Annotated in this window: 21 protein-coding genes and 4 tRNA genes; 15 read left to right on the top strand and 10 right to left on the bottom strand. The window is 72.8% G+C overall.

Annotation, left to right across the window (positions count from 1 at the left end; genetic code table 11):
• Nucleotides 1-45: 45 nt before the first annotated feature.
• Entirely contained in the window at nucleotides 46-936 is an 891-nt protein-coding gene (locus tag J3P36_RS02880) for a sulfurtransferase (RefSeq protein ID WP_210505743.1), read from the bottom strand.
• A gap of 226 nt (nucleotides 937-1,162) precedes the next feature.
• Between J3P36_RS02880 and zapE the strand changes: the two genes are divergently transcribed.
• From zapE to J3P36_RS02855, 5 genes are all read left to right on the top strand, one after another.
• A complete protein-coding gene (gene zapE / locus J3P36_RS02875; protein ID WP_210505742.1) occupies nucleotides 1,163-2,119 on the top strand; it encodes a cell division protein ZapE in 957 nt (318 codons plus the stop codon).
• A 196-nt stretch (nucleotides 2,120-2,315) separates the two neighbouring features.
• On the top strand, nucleotides 2,316-3,602 hold the full coding sequence (locus J3P36_RS02870; protein ID WP_210505741.1) for an ammonium transporter: 1,287 nt from the start codon (nucleotides 2,316-2,318) through the stop codon (nucleotides 3,600-3,602).
• Between the two features lie 110 nt (nucleotides 3,603-3,712).
• Nucleotides 3,713-4,915: a hypothetical protein gene (locus J3P36_RS02865; protein ID WP_210505740.1), complete on the top strand. Its 1,203-nt coding sequence runs from the start codon at nucleotides 3,713-3,715 to the stop codon at nucleotides 4,913-4,915.
• A gap of 46 nt (nucleotides 4,916-4,961) precedes the next feature.
• Entirely contained in the window at nucleotides 4,962-5,153 is a 192-nt protein-coding gene (locus tag J3P36_RS02860; protein ID WP_210505739.1) for a hypothetical protein, read from the top strand.
• A gap of 114 nt (nucleotides 5,154-5,267) precedes the next feature.
• Nucleotides 5,268-6,389, top strand: coding sequence for an AI-2E family transporter (locus tag J3P36_RS02855; protein ID WP_210505738.1), 1,122 nt, complete (start codon nucleotides 5,268-5,270; stop codon nucleotides 6,387-6,389).
• A gap of 732 nt (nucleotides 6,390-7,121) precedes the next feature.
• On the opposite strand, the gene J3P36_RS02850 is transcribed toward J3P36_RS02855, so the two are convergent.
• Nucleotides 7,122-7,442: a hypothetical protein gene (locus J3P36_RS02850; RefSeq protein WP_210505737.1), complete on the bottom strand. Its 321-nt coding sequence runs from the start codon at nucleotides 7,440-7,442 to the stop codon at nucleotides 7,122-7,124.
• Between the two features lie 285 nt (nucleotides 7,443-7,727).
• Between J3P36_RS02850 and J3P36_RS02845 the strand changes: the two genes are divergently transcribed.
• Entirely contained in the window at nucleotides 7,728-7,886 is a 159-nt protein-coding gene (locus tag J3P36_RS02845; RefSeq protein ID WP_210505736.1) for a hypothetical protein, read from the top strand.
• 59 nt (nucleotides 7,887-7,945) lie between these two features.
• Here J3P36_RS02845 and J3P36_RS02840 read toward each other — a convergent pair.
• Nucleotides 7,946-8,021, bottom strand: a tRNA-Val gene (locus J3P36_RS02840).
• 151 nt (nucleotides 8,022-8,172) lie between these two features.
• On the opposite strand from J3P36_RS02840, the gene J3P36_RS02835 reads away from it, so the two are divergent.
• From J3P36_RS02835 to J3P36_RS02820, 4 genes are all read left to right on the top strand, one after another.
• Nucleotides 8,173-8,244: transfer RNA gene (locus J3P36_RS02835), tRNA-Gly, on the top strand.
• Nucleotides 8,245-8,273: 29 nt separating this feature from the next.
• Nucleotides 8,274-8,344, top strand: a tRNA-Cys gene (locus J3P36_RS02830).
• Between the two features lie 26 nt (nucleotides 8,345-8,370).
• Nucleotides 8,371-8,445, top strand: a tRNA-Val gene (locus J3P36_RS02825).
• A 244-nt stretch (nucleotides 8,446-8,689) separates the two neighbouring features.
• Nucleotides 8,690-8,995, top strand: coding sequence for an antibiotic biosynthesis monooxygenase (locus J3P36_RS02820; protein WP_210505735.1), 306 nt, complete (start codon nucleotides 8,690-8,692; stop codon nucleotides 8,993-8,995).
• A 37-nt stretch (nucleotides 8,996-9,032) separates the two neighbouring features.
• Here the strand turns inward: J3P36_RS02820 and J3P36_RS02815 are convergent, their stop codons facing one another.
• A complete protein-coding gene (locus tag J3P36_RS02815) occupies nucleotides 9,033-9,665 on the bottom strand; it encodes a hypothetical protein (RefSeq protein WP_210505734.1) in 633 nt (210 codons plus the stop codon).
• 199 nt (nucleotides 9,666-9,864) lie between these two features.
• Here J3P36_RS02815 and J3P36_RS02810 point away from each other — a divergent pair, with 199 nt between their 5' ends.
• Entirely contained in the window at nucleotides 9,865-10,284 is a 420-nt protein-coding gene (locus J3P36_RS02810) for an ester cyclase (RefSeq protein ID WP_210505733.1), read from the top strand.
• Nucleotides 10,285-10,352: 68 nt separating this feature from the next.
• Here the strand turns inward: J3P36_RS02810 and J3P36_RS02805 are convergent, their stop codons facing one another.
• The gene (locus J3P36_RS02805) at nucleotides 10,353-10,775 is read right to left on the bottom strand and encodes a pyridoxamine 5'-phosphate oxidase family protein (RefSeq protein ID WP_210505732.1); all 423 of its coding nucleotides are present in this window, start codon (nucleotides 10,773-10,775) and stop codon (nucleotides 10,353-10,355) included.
• A gap of 42 nt (nucleotides 10,776-10,817) precedes the next feature.
• Nucleotides 10,818-11,960, bottom strand: coding sequence for a hypothetical protein (locus J3P36_RS02800; RefSeq protein ID WP_307806923.1), 1,143 nt, complete (start codon nucleotides 11,958-11,960; stop codon nucleotides 10,818-10,820).
• Nucleotides 11,961-12,105: 145 nt separating this feature from the next.
• Between J3P36_RS02800 and J3P36_RS02795 the strand changes: the two genes are divergently transcribed.
• Nucleotides 12,106-13,086: a hypothetical protein gene (locus tag J3P36_RS02795; RefSeq protein WP_210505731.1), complete on the top strand. Its 981-nt coding sequence runs from the start codon at nucleotides 12,106-12,108 to the stop codon at nucleotides 13,084-13,086.
• Between the two features lie 23 nt (nucleotides 13,087-13,109).
• On the opposite strand, the gene J3P36_RS02790 is transcribed toward J3P36_RS02795, so the two are convergent.
• Nucleotides 13,110-13,313, bottom strand: a complete 204-nt coding sequence (locus J3P36_RS02790; protein WP_210505730.1) for a DUF1653 domain-containing protein — start codon at nucleotides 13,311-13,313, stop codon at nucleotides 13,110-13,112.
• Nucleotides 13,314-13,420: 107 nt separating this feature from the next.
• On the opposite strand from J3P36_RS02790, the gene J3P36_RS02785 reads away from it, so the two are divergent.
• The gene (locus J3P36_RS02785) at nucleotides 13,421-14,338 is read left to right on the top strand and encodes a CPBP family intramembrane glutamic endopeptidase (protein WP_210505729.1); all 918 of its coding nucleotides are present in this window, start codon (nucleotides 13,421-13,423) and stop codon (nucleotides 14,336-14,338) included.
• Nucleotides 14,339-14,344: 6 nt separating this feature from the next.
• Here J3P36_RS02785 and J3P36_RS02780 read toward each other — a convergent pair whose 3' ends face one another.
• The gene (locus J3P36_RS02780; protein ID WP_210505728.1) at nucleotides 14,345-15,766 is read right to left on the bottom strand and encodes a hypothetical protein; all 1,422 of its coding nucleotides are present in this window, start codon (nucleotides 15,764-15,766) and stop codon (nucleotides 14,345-14,347) included.
• Between the two features lie 92 nt (nucleotides 15,767-15,858).
• On the bottom strand, nucleotides 15,859-16,374 hold the full coding sequence (locus J3P36_RS02775; protein WP_210505727.1) for an Hsp20/alpha crystallin family protein: 516 nt from the start codon (nucleotides 16,372-16,374) through the stop codon (nucleotides 15,859-15,861).
• 169 nt (nucleotides 16,375-16,543) lie between these two features.
• Here J3P36_RS02775 and J3P36_RS02770 point away from each other — a divergent pair, with 169 nt between their 5' ends.
• Entirely contained in the window at nucleotides 16,544-18,199 is a 1,656-nt protein-coding gene (locus J3P36_RS02770) for an AarF/ABC1/UbiB kinase family protein (RefSeq protein WP_307806922.1), read from the top strand.
• 7 nt (nucleotides 18,200-18,206) lie between these two features.
• Here the strand turns inward: J3P36_RS02770 and J3P36_RS02765 are convergent, their stop codons facing one another.
• A complete protein-coding gene (locus tag J3P36_RS02765; protein WP_210505725.1) occupies nucleotides 18,207-19,013 on the bottom strand; it encodes a DUF4097 family beta strand repeat-containing protein in 807 nt (268 codons plus the stop codon).
• 129 nt (nucleotides 19,014-19,142) lie between these two features.
• Here J3P36_RS02765 and J3P36_RS02760 point away from each other — a divergent pair, with 129 nt between their 5' ends.
• Nucleotides 19,143-19,493 carry a MazG-like family protein gene (locus J3P36_RS02760; protein WP_210505724.1) on the top strand — a complete coding sequence of 117 codons (351 nt, stop codon included), beginning with the start codon at nucleotides 19,143-19,145 and terminating at the stop codon, nucleotides 19,491-19,493.
• The last annotated feature ends 20 nt before the right edge of the window (nucleotides 19,494-19,513 follow it).

Here is a 19,513-nt window from a genome sequence, read left to right as displayed (position 1 = left end):
GTCCATTATCGCCGGGCCGCGCAGACCCCCGGATCGGAGCCGGGATCAGAGGGAGCCGGGCTCCGATCCCTTGACGATCGGGACGCGCACGAGCGAGCCCCACTCGGTCCAGGAGCCGTCGTAGTTCTTGACGTCCTCGAAGCCGAGCAGGTGCTGCAGCACGAACCACGTGTGGCTCGACCGCTCGCCGATCCGGCAGTAGGCGATGACCGCCTCGCCCTCGGCGAGCCCCGCCTCCTGCTTGTAGATCGCCTCGAGCTCGGCCTTCGCCTTGAAGGTGCCGTCGTCCGCGGCCGCTCGCGCCCACGGCACGTTCCGCGCGGTGGGGATGTGGCCGGCGCGCAGGGCGCCCTCGTCCGGGTAGGCGGGGGCGGTGGTGCGCTGGCCCGAGTACTCCTCCGGGCTGCGGACGTCGATGAGCGGCTTGCCGAGGTTCGCCAGCACGTCGTCGCGGAAGGCGCGGACGCGGCTGTCGTCGCGCTCGACGACGGGATAGTCGGCCGGCTGGACCTCCGGCTCGTCCGTCGTCATCGGGCGACCCTCCGCGACCCACTTGGCGCGGCCGCCGTCGAGCAGGCGGACGTCCTCGTGGCCGAAGAGCGTGAACACCCACAGCGCGTACGCGGCCCACCAGTTGCTCTTGTCGCCGTAGATGACGACGGTGGAGTCGCGGGAGATGCCCTTCGACGAGGCGAGCGCGGCGAAGCCGGCGCCGTCGACGTAGTCGCGCGTCACGGGGTCGTTGAGCTCGGTGTGCCAGTCGATCTTGACCGCGCCGGGGATGTGGCCCGTCTCGTACAGCAGCACGTCCTCGTCGGACTCGACGACGACGAGGCCGGGGGTGCCCAGGTTCTCGGCGAGCCAGTCCGTGCTGACGAGTCGTTCGGGGTGCGCGTAGTCGCGGAACTGGGGGGCCGGGTCGGCGGCGACGGGCATGAGCACCTCTCTGCTGCGGGCCCGCGGAAGCGCGGGTCTAGGCTGAACTCGCCCGTCCGCCACGGCGGAGGGCACAGTCGAATCTACGCCAGGGGCCGGGAGCCGTCGTCGGGCGGGTAAGACTTCGACACACTCCGCCATCCGCCGACGACCGGGACGGGCCGTGACCGTTGCTGTGAACCCAGGGAGCCTCGTCGCCCGCGCGCCCCGCGTGTCCGGCACGGAGATGGCCTCCTACCTTCTGCCGCCGCGGCAGTTCGAGGACTCGACGCTCGACAACTACCGGCCCGACCCCGACTACCCGTCCCAGGCGGAGGCGCTCGAGGCGATGCGCGGGTTCGCGAGCGGGTGGTCGGCGCCGACCGGCGGGGGCTGGTTCCGCCGCGCCAAGCGGGCACCCGCGGGCAAGCCGGGCGTCTACCTCGACGGCGGCTTCGGCGTCGGCAAGACCCACCTCCTCGCAGCGCTCTGGCATCTCGCCCCGGCACCCCGGTACTTCGGCACCTTCATCGAGTACACCGCCCTCGTCGGGGCGCTCGGCTACCGCGAGACCGTCGAGCTCCTGAGCGGCGCGAGTCTCATCGCGATCGACGAGTTCGAGCTCGACGACCCGGGCGACACGATGGTCATGACCCGGCTCCTCGGCGAGCTGGTGGCATCCGGCAGCCGGATCGCCGCCACGTCGAACACGCCGCCGAACGCCCTCGGCGAGGGGCGCTTCGCCGCCGCCGACTTCCTCCGCGAGATCCACTCGATGGCCGCGAACTTCGACGTGATGCGGATCGACGGCCTCGACTACCGCCGACGGCACATCGAGGGGCATGCGACCGCGGTGCCCGCCGGGCAGGTCGCCGCGCGCGCGGCCGAGCTGGCCGGGTCGGGGGAGTGGACGCTCGACGCCTTCCCGGACGTCATCGCGCACCTCGCCAAGGTGCATCCGTCGCGGTACGTGAAGCTCATCGACGACCTGTCCGCGGTCGGCCTCGAGGACGTCGCGCCGCTGGCCTCGCAGACGGACGCCCTCCGCTTCGTCGCGCTCGTCGACCGCCTCTACGACGCGCAGGTCCGCGTCGTCGCGAGCGGCACCCCGCTCGACGAGGTGTTCGGCGACGACATGCTCGCGGGCGGCTACCGCAAGAAGTACCTGCGGGCGATGTCCCGCCTCATCGCGCTCACCTCCTGAGTCCCGCGGCGCCCTCTCCGCCGCGAAACACACTGTTTACATCGGCCCCTACCGCGTAACGGGCGCGAAACAGGGGGTGCCCCGGTTCGAAACGTCGGGCCGCCACCATGGGCGGTACCCGAGGCACGCCGTACCCGCTCGCATGCGGGGAGTGGCGGAGGGTCTCTGCGCTTCGTTACACAAGAGAGGTATCCCCATGGACCAAGGCAACACCGCCTTCCTGCTCATCGCGGCGGCGCTCGTGCTGCTGATGACTCCCGGACTGGCGTTCTTCTACGGCGGCCTCGTCAAGGCCAAGTCCGTGATCAGCATGATGATGCTGAGCTTCGGCGCGCTCGGCCTGATCGGCGTCCTCTGGGTCGTCTACGGCTACGCGATCGCCTTCCCCGGCGCTGAGGGTCTCGTCGCGCCGTGGTCGATCGACTTCACGGCGATCGGCCTCGAGAGCCTGCTCGAGACGCCGGAGGACGCGGCGTTCCCGCCGCTCGCCTTCGTCGCGTTCCAGGCCACCTTCGCCATCCTCACCGTCGCGCTCGTCTCCGGCGCCATCGCCGACCGCGCCAAGTTCGGCGCGTGGATGGTCTTCGCCGGCATCTGGGCGACCGTCGTCTACTTCCCGGTCGCCAGCTGGGTGTTCAACTTCGGCCTCGCCGACGACGGCTCCTTCGCCTACGGGGGCTGGACCACCTTCGGCCTGCAGGAGTGGCTCGGCACGGGCGTCATCGACTTCGCCGGTGGCACCGCGGTGCACATCAACGCCGGTGCTGCGGCCCTCGCCCTCGCCCTGGTCCTCGGCCGCCGCGTCGTCTTCCAGAAGGGCGCGCACGTCCCGCACAACCCGCCGTTCGTCCTGCTCGGCGCCGGTCTGCTCTGGTTCGGCTGGTTCGGCTTCAACGCGGGCTCCGAGCTCGCCGCCGACGGCACCGCGGCGATCGCCTTCGTCAACACGATCGCAGCGCCCGCCGCGGCCCTGCTCGCCTGGCTGGTCGTCGAGAAGATCCGCAACGGCAAGGCCACGTCGGTGGGCGCCGCGTCGGGAGCCGTCGCCGGCCTCGTCGCGATCACCCCGGCCTGCGCGTCCGTCACCCCGATGTTCGCGATCCTGCTCGGCATCATCGCCGGCGCGGTGTGCGCCGTCGCCGTCGACCTGAAGTTCAAGCTCGGCTTCGACGACTCGCTCGACGTGGTGGGCATCCACCTCGTCGGCGGCCTCATCGGCACCCTCTTCCTGGGCTTCTTCGCGAACAACACGGGCCTGCTCCAGTCGGGCGGCAACCCGTCGCAGCTGATCGCGCAGGCCGTGTCGGCCGTCGCGGTGCTCGTCTACTCCTTCGTGCTGGCCTTCGTCATCGGCCTCGCCATCGAGAAGACGATGGGCTTCCGCGTGAAGAACGAGGACGAGATCGCCGGCATCGACACCGTGGTGCACGGCGAGGAGGGCTACTCCTTCGGCGAGCCGGTCGCGGCGTCCAGCCGGATCTAGTTCCCACCGATCCACCGGGAGGCGGTGCCGTTCGCGGCGCCGCCTCCCGGCGTTTTCGCGGGAAGCACCCCCATGGGGAAGACTGTCGGGCGGCGCACTGAAGGGGGAGCATGAGCGGGCTGGACAGTTCGGTCGTGCTGGTCGCGGCCGTGCAGGTGCCGCTGCTCCCCGTCGGCCTGGTGCTCCTCTGGGGCGCCGGCACCCGCGCCGTGGAGCTCGGCCGCCTGCTGCTCGCCGCAGCCGCGGTCCTCTCCGTCCTGTGGGTGCTCGTCGGCGCCGCGATCACCTTCGGGGCGGGCGGCGGCATCGGCGTCGACGGCGTCTTCGCGCTCGACCCCGGCCGCCTGGCGCTCGGCAGCGACGTCGCCGACCTGCTCGCCGGCACCGGCTCCGCCTCCGCCCTGGGGCGCATCGCGCTCGCGGGGGCCCTGGCGCTCGTTCCCGCCGCCATCGCGGCGATCGGCGCAGGGCCGGCGCGCCGCGCCTCCTGGCTGCTGTTCACGACCGCCTTCGGGCTGCTCGTCGTCTTCCCGCAGCTCGGCTGGATCTTCGACATCCGCTACACCGCCGACGGCGTCGCGGGCGGCTGGCTGGTCGCGGGCCTGCAGGACGTGGCCGGGGCCGCGATGCTCGACTTCGCGGGCGGCGCCCTGCATGTCGCCGGGGGAGCGGCGGCGCTCGCGCTGCTCCTCGTCGTGCGGCCCGCGGCCGCGCCGCGGGAGCGCACGTCGGACGCGGTGATCCTCGCCGGGGCGGTCCTCGTCACCCTCGGCGCGCTCATCGCCACCGTGGGGGCGGAGGGCGCTGCGGACGGGTTCGCCGCTCTCGCGCTGCTCAACGCCAGTGCGGCGGCCGGGGCGGGCGCCCTCACCGGCGCGGTCATCGCGTGGCTCGGCCACGGCCGCAGCACGACCTCGGCGGCCGCCGGTGGGCTGGCCGCCGGCCTGGCGGCTTCGGCGTCCGCCGGACCATCCATCACCCCGCTCGCGGCCGTCGCCCTCGGCGTGCTGACCGCGGCCGCGTGCGCGGGCCTCACGCGTCTCGCCGCCCGGCGGTCCCCGTCGGCGGCCATGCCGGCCGTGATCGCCCACCTCGGGGGCGGCGTCGCCGGGCTGCTCTACCTCGGCGTGCTGGCGAACGACACCGGCCTGGCGTACTCCGGACGCTTCGCCCAGCTGATCGCGCAGGGCATCGGTGCCGGGACCGTCCTCCTGCACGCGTTCGTCGTCGCCGCGCTGCTCGGGCTGCTGCTTGATCGCACGCTCGGCTTCCGGAGCCGGCAGCAGGACGTGCCCCTGCCGAGCGCCGGATAGTCTCGGGAAGAGGCCGGCCGATCCGGCGGCGGAGGAGGCTGTGCGCATGACGGACGACGAGTTCGAGCGGAAGCGGCGCGAGCAGCTGACGACCGCACCCGGCGACAAGCCGGACCGGCAGGGCTCCGACGCGGACCAGTCGGCGGCCCCGCGCATCGAGGCGACCGAGACCGCCGACGGCGTGACCCGCATCGACGTGGCGGACACCGCCGCAGTGCGGCCGGGCTCACCCGACTGACCCTCCCGGCGCCCGCCGGGGTGCGGAGAGCGTCTCGGTTGCAGGTCGGCGGCTCCGGTGCAAGCCCCGCAGCCGGGGAGGCGCCTCCGCGTGCCGAGCCCCTAGCGTTGGCGCATGTCTGCCATCCGCAAGGACCCCGAACCGGCTCGGCTGCTGCCCATGCTGACCGACCGCATCGGTCGCCTCGGCCTGCGCAGCGCGCAGATCCTCCTCATCCTGATCCTGACCTCGACGGTCATCTGGGGGTTCCTCCAGCTGAAGGTCGTCGTCATCCCGGTCCTCATCGCGGTGATCCTCGCCGCGGCGTTCGCCCCGGTCGTCGCCCTGCTGCGCCGCCGGATGTCGAACTCGCTCGCCGCGGCGCTGACGCTGGTCGGCACGCTGCTGATCCTCGGCGGGCTGCTCACCCTCGTCGGCTGGGCGATCCAGCGCCAGTGGGGGACCCTCGTGGAGTCGGCGTCGGAGGGCTTCGGCCAGCTCCAGGGCTTCCTGCAGGACCTCAACCTGCCGATCGACGAGCAGCAGATCGAGAGCGCCCGCCAGACGGTCGTCGACTACCTGACGAGCGCCGAGTTCGGCTCGAGCGCCCTCGCCGGCGTCTCGGTGGTCACCGAGGTCCTGACGGGCGTGTTCCTGCTCATCGTGGTGCTGTTCTTCTTCCTCAAGGACGGCGACAAGATCTGGCACTTCCTGCTGACGCCGCTGTCCCGGGTTCGGCAGGCCCGCGGCGAGCGGATCGGCCGAACCGGCGTGAGGGTGCTCGGCGGCTACGTGCGCGGCACCGCGATCGTCGCCCTCGCCGACGCCATCGGCATCGGCGCCGCCCTGTTCATCCTGCAGGTGCCCCTGGCGCTGCCGCTGACCGTCATCGTCTTCCTGACCGCGTTCATCCCGATCGTCGGCGCGACGCTCGCCGGCGTCCTCGCGGCGCTCGTGGCGCTCGTGGCGAACGGTCCGGTGGTCGCGCTGATCATCATCGGCGTGGTGGTGCTCGTCAACCAGCTCGAGGGCGACCTGCTGCAGCCGCTCGTGATGGGGCAGTCGCTCAAGCTGCACCCGCTCGTGATCCTGCTCGCCCTGACCGCGGGCACCATCCTCGGCGGCGTGATCGGCGCGGTGCTCGCCGTCCCGATCGCGGCGGTCACCTGGGCGATCGTGAAGGTGTGGGACGACCCGCAGGCCGAGCCCGAGCCCGATGCGCTGACGGCGGGGACGGACGCGGGCGCGGGCGCCTGACGGCGTGGGGGTGATCGCCCGAGGTTGGTTCAGCAGGAACATACGGGGTTCAGCAGGAACGCACCGGGTTCAGCAGGCACACAGCGGGTTCAGCAGGCATAGGCGGCCCTGTTCTGCCTGCTGGAGGCGGTCGGTGCCTGCCGAAGGCGGGGGAAGAGGGCCTGCTGGAGGCTTTGAGGGTCTCCTGGACCCAGGAAGGCGCGGCCTGCTGAGGGCTCGTCATGCCCTGCCAGCTTCAGCAGGAACGAACCGGGGTCAGCAGGCATAGCCGACCCTGTTCTGCCTGCTGAAGGCGTTGAGTGCCTGCTGAAGGCAGGGGAGCGCCTTCGGCTGATGGCGGGCCGGCCTGCTGGCGTCTCGCCGTGCCTGTTGAGGGCTTCGCCGTGCCTGCTGGCGTCTCGCCGTGCCTGGTGAGGGCTTCGCCGTGTCTGCCGACGCCTCTCGTCGCTCGGCAGCTTGACGGCGGAACCGACGTCCTGGCTGGGCCGCCTCGACGGCGCGGTTGTACTGCCTCTCGCTGCCTCCAGCAGGAACAGACCCTGTTCAGCAGGCATAAACGGCGCTGTTCTGCCTGCTGAGGCCCTTGAGTGCCTGCTGAAGGCGGGGGAGCGCCTTCAGCTGAGGACGTGCCGTGTCGGCCCAGGTCTCGCCGGGACTGAGGGGGCGCCGTGCCTGCTGGCGCCTCTCGTCGCTCGGCAGCTTGACGGCGGAACCGACCTACCGGCCTGGCACCTAGACGGCGTGGGGGATCGGGCGCGGCCGGCGGGAGGCCAGCTCGGTCACCACGGCCTCCTGGTCCGTCGGCATCGTCTCGGCGAGGTGGCGCAGCGCCGCCTCGAGCGTCGCCTCCAGGAAGAACCGGACGGGGTCGCCGAACTCGACGACCTCGTAGACCCCGTGGGTGCGGGTCACGAACCCGATCACGGAGCGGCCGTCGTCGGCCGCGAGGCGGTCGTCGCTGACGCGCCACTCGGTGTCGGAGAGGGGCACCGCCGTGAGGTGCCCGCGAGCGAGCGGGCGGCGGAACGGGATGGGCGTGGGAGCGGGCTGCATCGTTGAAGTCCTGTCTCGTCGGGGTCGAAACCAGGAGACGCCCCACGAGTTCGCGAGCCCGCGAAGTCGCCCCCTGTCCTCCAGCATTGCAGGCGCCCCCTGACAGCGGCTTGGGACCAAGGTCCCTCGGGGAATCGGTTTCCGGACTGTCGCCGACGTCCGGCAAAGCCTGTTCGCGCAATCGACGCCGATCCGTTACCTGCAAGGGATGGCCCCTGGACCACGCGGGTGGAACTCTCTGTCTACCCAGCCGTCCGAACCACCCGTCGGAGAGGAGGGGCCGCCATGAGCGACCCACTGTTCGAAGCCCTGCCCGACCTCCTCTGGGCCGGTGTCACGGCCACCGCGCTGTGCATCGGCGCGGTCGTGCTCGCGGGCACCGTGTCGTTCGTCGCCTTCCTCGCCGGCAAGGCGATGCACGGCGTCGGGCGGCGTCACGCCTGATCCGGCGCGTCTCGCTGTCCAGCCCGGGAACAGGAAAACCCCCGGAAGACCGGGGGTTCTGGTGGGCGATACCGGACTCGAACCGATGACCTCTTCCGTGTGAAGGAAGCGCGCTACCAACTGCGCCAATCGCCCGCGCCCGTCAATCTTGCCACACCTCGGGCACCGCTCCGCGCCACGTTCGCGTCGCGAACGGGTGAGAGTCGTCACACTCCGCGCTCGGTTTGGCGACCGGGTATCCAATCGGTTAGAGTCGTTGAGGCGGCCGCGAGAGCGGCACTGAAATGCGGATGTGGCGCAGTGGTAGCGCATCACCTTGCCAAGGTGAGGGTCGCGAGTTCGAATCTCGTCATCCGCTCGAGTGGGACATCTTCGAGATCCACGTACGGTGGAGTGGCCGAGAGGCGAGGCAGCGGCCTGCAAAGCCGTATACGCGGGTTCGAATCCCGTCTCCACCTCGGCCGCGGAGCATCTCCGCGAACGCGGGCGATTGGCGCAGCGGTAGCGCGCTTCCCTGACACGGAAGAGGTCACTGGTTCGATCCCAGTATCGCCCACCACGAGAACCCCCTGGCTTCCCCAGGGGGTTCTTCTTGTATGTGCGCCTCGGCGGATCCTGTCCGACCGGCACGTCGAACTCCGTAGGGCGACTCCGGGGAGGGCGTCGAACGGCGCCGGGGCGCCGCGGCCCGGGTGCGCCGATGTGAGCGTCCCGGGACCTATGCCCCGGTCGCTCTGTCGTCCGCCAGGTCTACTTTGGCTGCCGGAGTGCCGACCGGCAGTCCGGCGATGAGAGGGGCGACGATGACGACGCTGGTGATCATGAGGGCCCGTGTGGAGGGGGACCCGGAGGAGCTCGCGCAGCGGTACGCCGACGACCCGGAGATGCTCGCAGCTCTGCAACGGGCGGGTCAGCCGGAAGGCGTGCTTCGGCATCGTACGTACGCCTCGGACGGCGAGCTGATCGTCGTCGACGAGTGGGAGAGCGCCGAGCAGTTTCAGGCATGGATGAACAACCCGGAGGTGCAGCGCATCCTCGGCACCCTCGCAGTAGGGCGGCCGGACGTGATGTTCGCCGACCAGGTGAAGATGGGCGACGAGGTCGGCTGAACAGGCCACCGGAAGAGCGCGCGCCGGGAGCCGAGGATCAGCGACGAGAGACCGGTCCGGCGCCGGTCGGCAGCTTCGGCGGCGCGGCAGCGGAGGGCCTGCCGACCAGGAGCACGTGCGCGCCGAGAGCCGCCCACGCGACACCGACGGGCAGGCCCAGCAGTGCGCGCTCGTCCTGGATGTTGACGCCGAACGAGGCTGCCGCCGCCAGGAGGAACAGTGCCGGCAGCCAGCGCGGTGTGCCGTCGCGGAGCATCGCGATTCCGGCCATCAGCGTTCCGAGCACCGGCACTATGCGCCCGAGGGTGTCCGAGTCGTGGAGCCACCAGAGCGTCGCGCCGTCCGACGAGCCGCGGTTCACGGCGATACCGAGAGCGAGCAGCGCGGCCCCGAGCACGAGCAGCACCAGCGAGGCCAGCCGGAATCGTCCGAGGCGGCCATCCTCGCGGAGGGCAGCCGCCACGCTCACCGCGAGCAGCAGAACAGAGACGAGGAGCAGCCCGGCGATGTCCTCGCTCTCGCGGTGACGTCGAGCCCCCTCGAAGCAGGCCTGACCGACACACCCCAGAGGACGCACGGCGAGGAGGATGGTGTGCCCCACCCAGAGCGATCCGCCGAGGACGGCGCTGATCCCCGTCAGCGACGAGGCGGAACGTACGCGGGGACCCATGCACCGATGATGGCCGCCTTTCGGTCCTGATGGGGCGAAGCCGAGAGCGGAACCGGGCGTCCTCGGGGCTGACACGCCCGCCCCGTCGTCGCCGCTGCCCTCCTGCGGGACCGAAGCCCGTGTCGCCGCTGCGACGGCGGCGCTTCACTGGACCGGCTGCCTCAGGGCGGCGCGCTGCCTGGGACGAAGGAGGGTGACCATGGGGATCGCACGTGAGGTGGCGGACCGCGCCACTGCCGCACTCGAGGCGAACGACCTGGAGGCGGTCCGCGCCTGCTACGCCGAGGACGCGGTGGCGGTGACGCCGGATTCCGGCGAGCTCCGCGGCCGAGACGCCGTCGTCCGCTGGCTCTCGGTGTGGGGCGAGGCGTTCCCGGACGGCGGGTACGAGTCGTCGGCGCAGTACGAGGACGGGAACGTCGCGATCGACGAGGGCTACCTGACCGGCGTGCACACCGGGCCCCTCCGAACGCCGTCCGGCGACTCGATACCGCCGACCGGTCGCTCGGTCCGGGTGCGCAGCTGCGACATCGCGGTGGTCGAGGGCGGCGTCATCACGCGCCACCACTTCTACTTCGACAGCGAGGACTTCACCCGGCAGCTCGGGCTCGACGGCTAGGGAGCCGGGGACGCCGCCGCCTCGACCGGGCAGGGCTCGGACCAGCCGGCGAACGAGCCGAGGCGCCCCTACCGCTTTTTGAGCGTGAGGCGCCGCCCGCTCACGGCGGCCGGCCGGATCTGGACCAGCGTCGGCTTCTCACCGGGCGCCCACGTCGCGAGGTCGACGTAGGAGAGGTCCTCCGCCTCCGCTCCTTCCAGCACGTGCGCCCGCCCTCGGATGACCACGCTGACCCCCTCCGCGACATTCCAGCGGTCCGCCTCGAAGGCCACGGACCGGTTGGCGGCCAGCTCCATCAGCTTCGTGCCCGATGCCGTTCGGAAGAGGATCGTCAGGTCGGCGACGGCGTAGTTCACCGGGAAGATGTCGGGGACTCCGCCGACGCTCACGGCGAGCCTGCCGACCTGCTGGCTGCGCAGGAAGTCCCAGCAGTCGTCCGCGGACAGCTCCATGACACCCGTCGACCCGGTCGTTCCCGCTGCGTCGCTCATCGGCTCATCATGCTCCGCGCACGTCGTCGCCGGAAGGGCGGCTCAGTCGTCCGCGACGTCCGGACCCGAGCCGCTTCGGTCGCCGGCGCGGTGGGTGTACGCCGCCTCGTGCACCGCCTCGTCGGACTCCAGCCCCGCGCCGAGTGCGCCGCCGAGGGTCGCGAGAGAGGCGGCGAGCCAGGCCAGCCGCACGTAGTCGCCGGTCCCGACCGGGCGCTCCAGCACGTCGCCGAGCACCTCCGGGGTGACCAGCAGGAACGCGGCGAGCAGAGCGAGCACGAGCAGTGCGGCGTAGAGCGTGAGCACCCCGATCGCGACGGTGATCGTCGTCGCGAGGTTGAAGAGGACGACCTGGTGGCGCACGCCCCGGTGGCGGGCCCGCTCCCACAGCCCGGCACCCACGATCAGCGTGGCGCTGATCGCCCCGACCGCGGCGAGCGCGACGAGCGTCAGGCGGGCCCCGTCGAGTGAGGCGCCGAGCCGCCAGATGTCCGAGGTGACGAGCGCCAGCACGCCGGTGGCGACCGCGCCCGTGAGGGCGCGGGACAGCCGCGCCGCCAGCCGCCACGGCCGGTTCGCGCGCACCATGCCCGCGAGCAGCCGCAGGTCCCCGGTGAGTACCCGACTCGTCAGCACGAGACCGGAGGCGTCCCCGTCCTCCGTGTCCCGCGCGAGGTCCCGCGCCCGCTGGGCCATCCGGCGCTGGCGCCCCGGTCCGGCCGAGGAGCCCACCTCCTCGGACTCACCCAGCAGGGCGTCGACGAGCCGGAGGACGCGGTCCTGCGCCTTCCGATGCACGGCGACCGCACCGAGTGCGGGCACGCTGATGACGCCGACGCCGTGCACCGGGCTCGCGTGCGCCAGGACGGGCCGGCGGGCGATCCGGAGCGGCAGGTCGGTGAGGCACACCGCGATGTCCCAATCGCGGTCGAGCAGCTCCTCGCGGGCGCGACCGACGAGCTCCGTCCCGCTCGCCTGGGGATCGACGAGCGAGTCCTCGACGACCTCGATCCGCCACGCGACGCCGGGGACGCGCGCCTCGAGGGCGGCGCGGAGCTCGTCCCGCAGGGCGGCGACCAGCTGCGCCGGCTTCCCGGGGGCGGCGATCAGGCCGAGCACTGTCTCGCTGCCGCCGTCGCCATCGGCGGCGAAAGTCGAGTCGGCCCGCTCGGAGTCCACTGTCACGCTGATCGTCCTTCCCGGCGGGCGGGATGCCCGACCGCAATCCTCCCGGACTTCCGGGGTCCCCTGCGAAACGCGGGCCCTCCGGGGTGGACCCCCGGAGCTCGCCCGTCTGCCAGGATGAGCCGATTCGGGGGAGGGGACGCGGGTGGACGACGCAGGCTACGGATCCGCAGCACCGGGCACGCCAGCGGCGGCGGTGGAGCGCGAGGCGTCCGCGGAGGACCGGCCGGCGAGGCGGCTCGGGCTCCTCGCGTCCTTCGGGATCGGAGCCGGGGCGGCGATCCTCGGGCTGCTGCCGTGGATCGGATCCGGGATGCGGCTGCCCCTCCAGAACCTCTGGGCGATGGCGGCGCTGCCGGACGAGATGCCGATCGCGCTGCTGCCCTTCAGCCAGTACGCCGTCACCCTGCTGGCCGGGCTCCTCATGACCGGTGCCGCGATCGCCGGCCTCGTCGCGCGCGCCACCGCGGCCCGGCGCGGTCGCGGCGACCTCGCGGCGATCGCGGTCGGCGTTCTGCTCGTGCAGGGCGGCGCCGGCACGCAGTCGGCGCTCGTCGTGGCCGATGGACAGGAGCAGAGCACCCGAGCGGTCCTCTACCTCGCCGCCCTGGTCGCCGTGGTCATCCTCTCGATCGCGATCGGAGTCGTCGTGCTGCTGCTGGCCGGACGATCGGCGCGGCCCGGCGCGACGGTCGCGTTCGCGACGGCGGCACTTGCCGCCGGCATCTGGGCGAACTCGCTCGTCGCGCCGTTCGGATCGCTGCAGAGCCCGGCCTCCGCATGGCTGCTCGCCGGAACTCGCTGGGTGCCGGCGCTCCTCGTCGGCGCCGCCATCGCGTGGTGCGGATTCCGCTCGGTCGGGCGGGTCCTCGCCGCGGCCTCCGCCCTGCTGCTGCTCTGGCTGGGGTCGGCCGCGATCACTGCGGTGAGCGCCGCCGCGGGAACCCGGGTGCTCGCGCCGTATCCCGCCGAGATGCTCGACTACGCGGCAGGGGTCTTCCTGATGGCGTCGGGCATGCCGGAGCTGGTGCTCCCGCCGCTCCTGCTCGCGCTGGCGGTGGGCGCGCTCGGCGCCGTGGCGCTCGACCGGCTGCGTGCCCGCCGGGGAGGCGGTTCCGCCGCCTGAGGACGCGGGCTGCCCGGGCCGCGTCAGTCGAGCGGAGCGAACCTCGGCACCAGGCCGCCGTCCACCGGGACCGGCTCCTGGAACATGGCGAGCGGCCGTACCCACAGCCCGCCCTCGCCGTAGAGAGCGCGGTAGACGACCAGCTGCTCCTCCGTCTCCGAGTGGCGGGCGACGCCCAGCACCTCGTAGAGGTTCCCCTTGTAGTGGCGGTAGGTGCCCGGCTGCATGCGTCCACGCTAGGCGACGGCACGCTCCGGTGCCCGAGAAGGGCCGCCCGCCGGAGGGGGGCCAACGTCCCTACCCGGGCGAGGGATGCGGGCGACACCATGCGCGCATGATCCGGCGCGTCCAGATCCCGCTGTTCTTCGTCCTCGCCTACGCCATCACGTGGTCGATCCAGATCCCCGCCTACGTGTACGCGGATCGCCGGGGCGAGCGCCTCACTAACGAGGCCAACGTGGTCCACTTCACGGACGCGTTCCTCGGGAGGGCGGATCCCGCCTTCCTCGGGATCTTCCTGCTGTTCTCGTTCTCGTTCGGCCCGACCGTGGCCGGGCTCATCGTGATCGCGCTCGCCCAGGGGCGGGAGGGCTTCCGCGACCTCGGGCGCCGCCTCGCGAGGGTGCGCGTCCCTCCGCGCTTCGTGGTCGCCGTGCTCCTGATCCCGGTCGCCCTGTCGGTCGCCGCCCTGCTTCTCGGCTACGTCGCGAGCGGGTTCGCGCCGTTCGACTACGCGCCGCTCGTGCCGTTCGCGCTCGCCCTCCCGTTCCTGCTGCACCTGCTCGTCTTCACGGCCGTCGCGGAGGAGATCGGCTGGCGCGGCTACGCACTGCCGGTGCTGCAGCGCCGCCACACGGCCGAGCGCGCGAGCTGGATCCTCGGCCTCGCGTGGGGGCTGTGGCATCTCCCGTCGAACCTGCTGCCGCCGCTGCTGCTCGGACAGCTCACCGTGCCGATGGCGATCGCCACCGTCCTCGGCCTCACGTTCGGCGCGGTCGGCTGGACGCTCGTGATCACGTGGATCTTCAACGGGACGGGCGAGAGCCTGTTCTGGATTCTCGTGCTGCACGGGTTCGGGAACTGGGTGCAGTCCTACCTCGTGCTCTCGTCGGGCAGCTACCCGGCGCAGGTCGCCTACGGGGTGCTGCCGTGGGCGATCGCGCTCGTCCTGCTGAAGCGGTACGGGCCCGAGCTCGGCGCCCGCCCCGCACAGCATGCGCGCCGCGTTCCGGGAGCGTCCTCCCCGGCCTGACCGGCCTCAGTCGAAGAGGTCGCCGAGACCGCCCAGGTCGCCGATGTCGTCGAGGAGGCCCCCGATGGCGAGGCCGCCGAGGACGCCGCCGAGCACCTGCGGCGCTGCCGTGCTCCGGCCGCGGGACGGGGAGCCCCAGCCGGCGTAGCCGGCCTCGAGGTCCGCGCGGGCGAGCGCCGCCGCCTCCGCGGCGAGGGAGGCCGCCCGCCGGGCGCGGGCGAGCGCGGGCTCCGGCTCGCGCTCGTCCGTCATCGTCGCGAGCTCCCGCTCCGCCTCGGCGAGGCGGGTGCGGGCATCCGGGCCGACCGGTGCGCGGTAGTCGGTGATGAGCTGGCGGGCGGTCGCGATCTGCCGCTCGGCGTCGTCGATCGCGGTGACGAACTGGGTGCGCAGACGGTTCCGGCGCTCGGCGCGCTCCACCCGCTCGGCGACCGCGTCGTCGAGCGCTTCGTTCGCCCCGCGGATGGCGGTGAGCGAACCGACCGGATCCCGGCGCTCGCCCGCGGGCGGCAGGGCGGCGAGGGCCTGCTCGAGCGCCGCGATGGCGGCGCCGATCCGGCCTCGGCGCTCCGCCTCCGGCAGGCGACGGGCCTCGGCGAGCTCGGCATGCGACTCGGCGACCATCGCGGCGAGAGTCGACTCGGCCTGCAGCGCCTCGACCTCGAACCGCTCGACCGCGGCGATGAGCGCCTCCGCCCGCTGCGCGGTCTCCGCCGCGGCGCGCACCGCGGCGTCCGCCTCGCCGGGCCTGGTCGCCGATCGGGACTCCGCCAGCTCCAGGCTGCGGTCGGCGAACCTGATCAGCTGCTCGGCCTGCTCGGGATTGGCGGCGATCGGGGCGAGGGCCTGTTCGGAGTAGGTTGCGGCGAGGCGGGGGAGCGTCGCGGCCGCGCCGGGGAGCAGCCCGCGCACCCGCGCGAGCTCGCCGCGCACCCGCTCGATCTCGGCGGGGACGCGGCGCATCGTGTCGCGTCGCTCGGTCAGCGCCCGGTGCTGCTCCTGGAGGGCCGAGTCCGCGGAGCGGCAGAGCGACACGATGCGTTCGTTCCATTCGGCGCGCTGCGTCTCCGTGTCGGGGACGGCGTCGCTGAGCAGCTGGTTGAGGTGGAAGGCGTCGCTCAGCCGCTGCTTCGCCCGCTTCAGCGCGGTCCGGAGGTCTGCGGCAGCCGACTCACCCAGTTCGGCGATCGCGAACCCGAGCTCGTCCTCGGCGAGGCGGATCCGCTCGTCGGTGCGGACGAGCGCGGAGCCGGCGGCGCGCTCCAGCTCGCCGGCCGCGTCCGGCGTCGCGGGGACGCCCCTGCTCTGCGCGGGCGCCGCAGCTCGGACGGGGGCTCTCCGACCGCGTGAGCGGAGCGCGACCGCGCCGGCGACCCCCAGTCCGACGAGCAGGACCCCCGCTCCCACTATGCCCAGCAGCAGCTCCACGGCCCGATCCTAGGCGCGGCCGATCGGCGGCAGGTGGGAGGCCGTGGACCCCTGCCGGTTGCGGCGGGCGGCGCCGGCCGCCGGCTGTCCGCCTAGTCGCGCTCCGCCGGTGCGGCGCTCGCGCTGTCGGCTCCGCCCGCCTCCCCGGTCGCTCCTGATCCGGTTCCGGCGCCCTGAGCGGAGCCGACGCCGCCGATGGGGATCCGCTTCGGGGAGGGCGAGTCGCGGAACGGGACCGTCACCTTGAGGATGCCGTTCTCGAAGCGCGCCTCGATCGCGGCCTCGTCGGCCTGCTCGGGCAGCGCGACCCGCCGGTAGAAGCTGGTGCTGCTCTCCCGGACGACGTACTTCTTGGACTTGTCCTCCTCGCGCTCGCGCCGCTCCGCCTGGATGACGAGGACGTTCTTGTCGAGGTCGACCGAGATGTCCTGCTCCTCGAAGTCGCCGAGATGCGCCTCGACCACGAGGCGCTTGTCGTCCTCGGTGTAGACGTCAGTGGTCGGCAGCTTGAGGGCGCGGACCGAGCCCATGATGCCGTCCTCGAAGAACTGCCGTCCCACCCCCATCAGCTCGTCGAACGGGTTCAGCTTCGCCAGATTCCGCGCCATCGCGTCTCTCCTTCGTCGGGGCCATGCGGCGGTAGGAACGTATGCGCCTGCCGCTTCCCGAGGGTAGGACCTTCGTCACGGGAAGGGGAGGCGAGCGATCTCTTCCCCAGGGCCCGTCGCGGGAGGGCGTCCTCCTGGCAGGATGAGGACATGCGGGAAGGCTCAGAGCGTGGCCCGGCACGGTGACCGGTACCGGCAGATCGCCCAGGTCCTCGCCCGGCACAGCCTCGGCTTCCTGCTCGCCGTCTCCGGTCTCGACCAGCGCTTCCCGCGACTGACCCGCTGGGAGGGCCAGCGGGCGGGGGAACGGCCCTACACGGACCCCGAGCACCTCCGGCTGGCGCTCGAGGAGCTCGGGCCCACCTTCATCAAGCTGGGCCAGATCCTCTCCACCCGCCCCGAGCTGCTGCCTCCCGCCTACATGGACGAGCTGAGGAAGCTGCAGGACGCGGCGCCCGGAGTGCCGGACTACGTCGTTCAGGAGGTCCTCGAGCGAGAGCTGGGTCGCCCGGCGGCCGAGGTGTTCGCCGAGTTCGACGCCACGCCCCTCGCGAGCGCCTCGATCGGGCAGGCCCACGCCGCGCGGCTGCTGGACGGGACCGAGGTGATCGTGAAGATCCGCCGTCCCGGCGTGCTCGAGAAGGTCGAAGAGGACCTCCAGATCATCCAGACGCTGGCGGCGCGGGCCGACCGGGTGTGGGGCGCCGCGGCCGACTACGACCTCAAGGGCATCGCCGGGGAGTTCGCGTCGAGCCTGCGGGCCGAGCTCGACTACGAGCGGGAGGGCCGCAACGCGGAGCGCTTCGCCGCCGACTTCGCGTCGGACCGGAGCCTGCACATCCCCAAGGTGTACTGGGAGACGAGCACCAAGGAGGTGCTGACGCTCGAGCGGATCCGTGGCATCAGCGTCAACGACCTCGCCGGCCTCGAGGCGGCCGGGCTGCCGCCGCGCCGCGTCGCGGAGCGGGCCGCCGACCTCGCCGCGCGCATGGTGTTCGAGGACGGCTTCTTCCACGCCGACCCCCATCCGGGCAACCTCTTCATCGAGGCGGACGGGCGGATCGGCCTCATCGACTTCGGCATGGTCGGCGAGCTCGACGACGAGCTGCGCGACCGCCTCGCGCGGGTGCTGCTCGCCCTCGTGCAGAAGGATCCGCGCCGCCTCGCCGGCGCCCTGCTCCGCCTCGGCACCTCGCGGCGCAGTCCCGACCCGACGGCGCTCGCCGCGGACCTCGTGCCCGTGATCGACCTGTACCGCGGACGGTCGCTCGGCGAGGTCCAGGTCGGCCGGCTCAGCTTCGCGGTCCTCTCGGTGCTCCGGCGGCACCGCCTCCGCCTGCCGCGAGAGATCACCCTGCTCGTCAAGATGGTGACCACCGTCGAGGGCATCGGCACCCGCCTCGACCCGGACTTCGAGCTCGGCACCGTGCTCGGCCCGTACGCGCGGCGGCTCGCCGCACAGCGGCTCTCGACGCGCGCACTGCTGAACCGCATCACCGACTCCCGCGCCGACGTCATCGCCCTCGTCGGCGAGCTGCCGGAGCAGCTGCGCCGGGTGAGCGAGATCCTCGAGGCCGGCGGCGTGGACGTGCACCTGCGCGCCTCCGAGCTCGATCCTCTGGTCAGCCGCATGGAGAGGGTCGGCCAGCGCCTCGTCGTCGCGGTGATCGCGAGCGCGCTCCTGCGCGGGATCGGTCAGATCATGGCCGCCAACCCCACCCGATGGGGCTCCTGGCAGGCGCCCCTGGTGGGCGCGGGCATGGGCGTGCTCGCGACGATGAGCACCTACCTGGCCTGGACCGGCCGGCACCGGCGCCGCCGCTGACCCGGGCTCAGTCGGCCCAGTCGATCGTGATCCCGCCGTTCGTCGTCCGGGCCGTGACGGTCCGGTCGGCGCGGCGGTCGCTCTCCACGTCCCCGCCGACGCCGCCGTTCGTGGTCTGGGCGTCGAGGAAGTAGGACTCCCCGTCATCGGGCAGCCGGATGCCGATCCCGCCGTTGGTGCTCCGCGCCTCGACGACCAGCGGCGCTGCGGCGAAGTGCAGTTCGACACCGCCGTTCGTGGTGCGTGCGGACACCCGCTCGCTCGCGCCGTCGGCGAGCCGGACGTCCCCGTTGGTGGTGACCGCCGTGACCGGGCCGGAGACGCCGTCCAACTCGATCCGGCCGTTGGTCGTCCCGAGGTCCAGCTCGCCCGTGTGACCCTCGACCGAGATGGCCCCGTTGGTCCCGGTGACGCTGAGGTCGGCGTCGGCCGGCAGCGCGACCCTCACCCGGAGCGTGCAGATGGTGAACCACTGCCGCGGGCAGCCGCCTTCGATCAGCGTCTCGTCGCCGACGGTGGCGACTCGGAGCTCCGGCGCCGGCCCGGTGTGCCGTCCGGTCACCCGAACGAGGACCTCGTCCCCGTCGGCGGGAACGAAGTCGAGCCGGGCGTCCGGCACGCTGACTCGCACGGCCGGGGCGGCCGGCGCGCGGTAGTCGAGGTCGACGCTGGTGCCCGACAGCAGCGGCACCGCTGCGGCGACCGCGGCGACGATCATCGCGACGAAGAGGATCGGCAGGCCGGCGAAGAGGAGGAGCTTCACCGGCAGTGGCAGGGTGCGCCGCGGGCCTTGGTCGGTGGGGGTGGTGACCACGGCGTCCTCGATCCTGTCGTCCTTCGACGCGGCGCCGCGTCCGCTCGATCACACCGTCGGCCGGGAACCGGAGGGAGGGGACAAGGTCCCCCTGGCGCGCGCGGTGGCGACACCTGGAACCATGGCCGGATGACCCCTCCGGCCGAACGCCCCACCGCTCAGCAGAACCTCGTCGCCCTGTCCGAGTGGATCGACGCGGGCAACGCGCACCGCGACCCGGAGGCCCAGCTGTGGGGGCGGGTCGCGAAGATCGCGGAGGAGCACGGGGAGGCCGTCGCGGCGCTCGTCGGCATGACGGGACAGAACCCGCGCAAGGGCGTCACACACGGGCGCGACGAGGTGATCGAGGAGCTGCTCGATGTCGCCATCACGGCGCTCGGCGCCGTCGAGCATCTCACCGGCCACCGCGGGGACGCGTTCGCGCGCCTCGAGCGGAAGCTGGGCGAGGTTGCGCAGCGCGCTCGCGCAGCACACGGCTGACGAGCGGCGGGCCGTCGCGG

The sequence above is a fragment of the Naasia sp. SYSU D00057 genome, assembly GCF_017916505.1.
Taxonomy (GTDB): domain Bacteria; phylum Actinomycetota; class Actinomycetes; order Actinomycetales; family Microbacteriaceae; genus Naasia.
The sequence above is the reverse complement of the archived record's forward strand: the minus strand, read 5'-3'. Positions and strand labels throughout refer to the sequence as shown.

Bases quoted from the DNA above. Each gene is read 5' to 3' on its own strand.
- J3P36_RS02850 (WP_210505737.1), bottom strand. From the start codon at position 7,442: ATGCAGCCCGCTCCCACGCCCATCCCGTTCCGCCGCCCGCTCGCTCGC.
- zapE (WP_210505742.1), top strand. From the start codon at position 1,163: ATGGCCTCCTACCTTCTGCCGCCGCGGCAGTTCGAGGACTCGACGCTC.
- J3P36_RS02805 (WP_210505732.1), bottom strand. From the start codon at position 10,775: ATGAGCGACGCAGCGGGAACGACCGGGTCGACGGGTGTCATGGAGCTG.
- J3P36_RS02760 (WP_210505724.1), top strand. From the start codon at position 19,143: ATGACCCCTCCGGCCGAACGCCCCACCGCTCAGCAGAACCTCGTCGCC.
- J3P36_RS02855 (WP_210505738.1), top strand. From the start codon at position 5,268: ATGTCTGCCATCCGCAAGGACCCCGAACCGGCTCGGCTGCTGCCCATG.
- J3P36_RS02865 (WP_210505740.1), top strand. From the start codon at position 3,713: ATGAGCGGGCTGGACAGTTCGGTCGTGCTGGTCGCGGCCGTGCAGGTG.
- J3P36_RS02820 (WP_210505735.1), top strand. From the start codon at position 8,690: ATGACGACGCTGGTGATCATGAGGGCCCGTGTGGAGGGGGACCCGGAG.
- J3P36_RS02810 (WP_210505733.1), top strand. From the start codon at position 9,865: ATGGGGATCGCACGTGAGGTGGCGGACCGCGCCACTGCCGCACTCGAG.
- J3P36_RS02860 (WP_210505739.1), top strand. From the start codon at position 4,962: ATGACGGACGACGAGTTCGAGCGGAAGCGGCGCGAGCAGCTGACGACC.
- J3P36_RS02775 (WP_210505727.1), bottom strand. From the start codon at position 16,374: ATGGCGCGGAATCTGGCGAAGCTGAACCCGTTCGACGAGCTGATGGGG.
- J3P36_RS02845 (WP_210505736.1), top strand. From the start codon at position 7,728: ATGAGCGACCCACTGTTCGAAGCCCTGCCCGACCTCCTCTGGGCCGGT.
- J3P36_RS02815 (WP_210505734.1), bottom strand. From the start codon at position 9,665: ATGGGTCCCCGCGTACGTTCCGCCTCGTCGCTGACGGGGATCAGCGCC.
- J3P36_RS02790 (WP_210505730.1), bottom strand. From the start codon at position 13,313: ATGCAGCCGGGCACCTACCGCCACTACAAGGGGAACCTCTACGAGGTG.
- J3P36_RS02870 (WP_210505741.1), top strand. From the start codon at position 2,316: ATGGACCAAGGCAACACCGCCTTCCTGCTCATCGCGGCGGCGCTCGTG.
- J3P36_RS02785 (WP_210505729.1), top strand. From the start codon at position 13,421: ATGATCCGGCGCGTCCAGATCCCGCTGTTCTTCGTCCTCGCCTACGCC.
- J3P36_RS02880 (WP_210505743.1), bottom strand. From the start codon at position 936: ATGCCCGTCGCCGCCGACCCGGCCCCCCAGTTCCGCGACTACGCGCAC.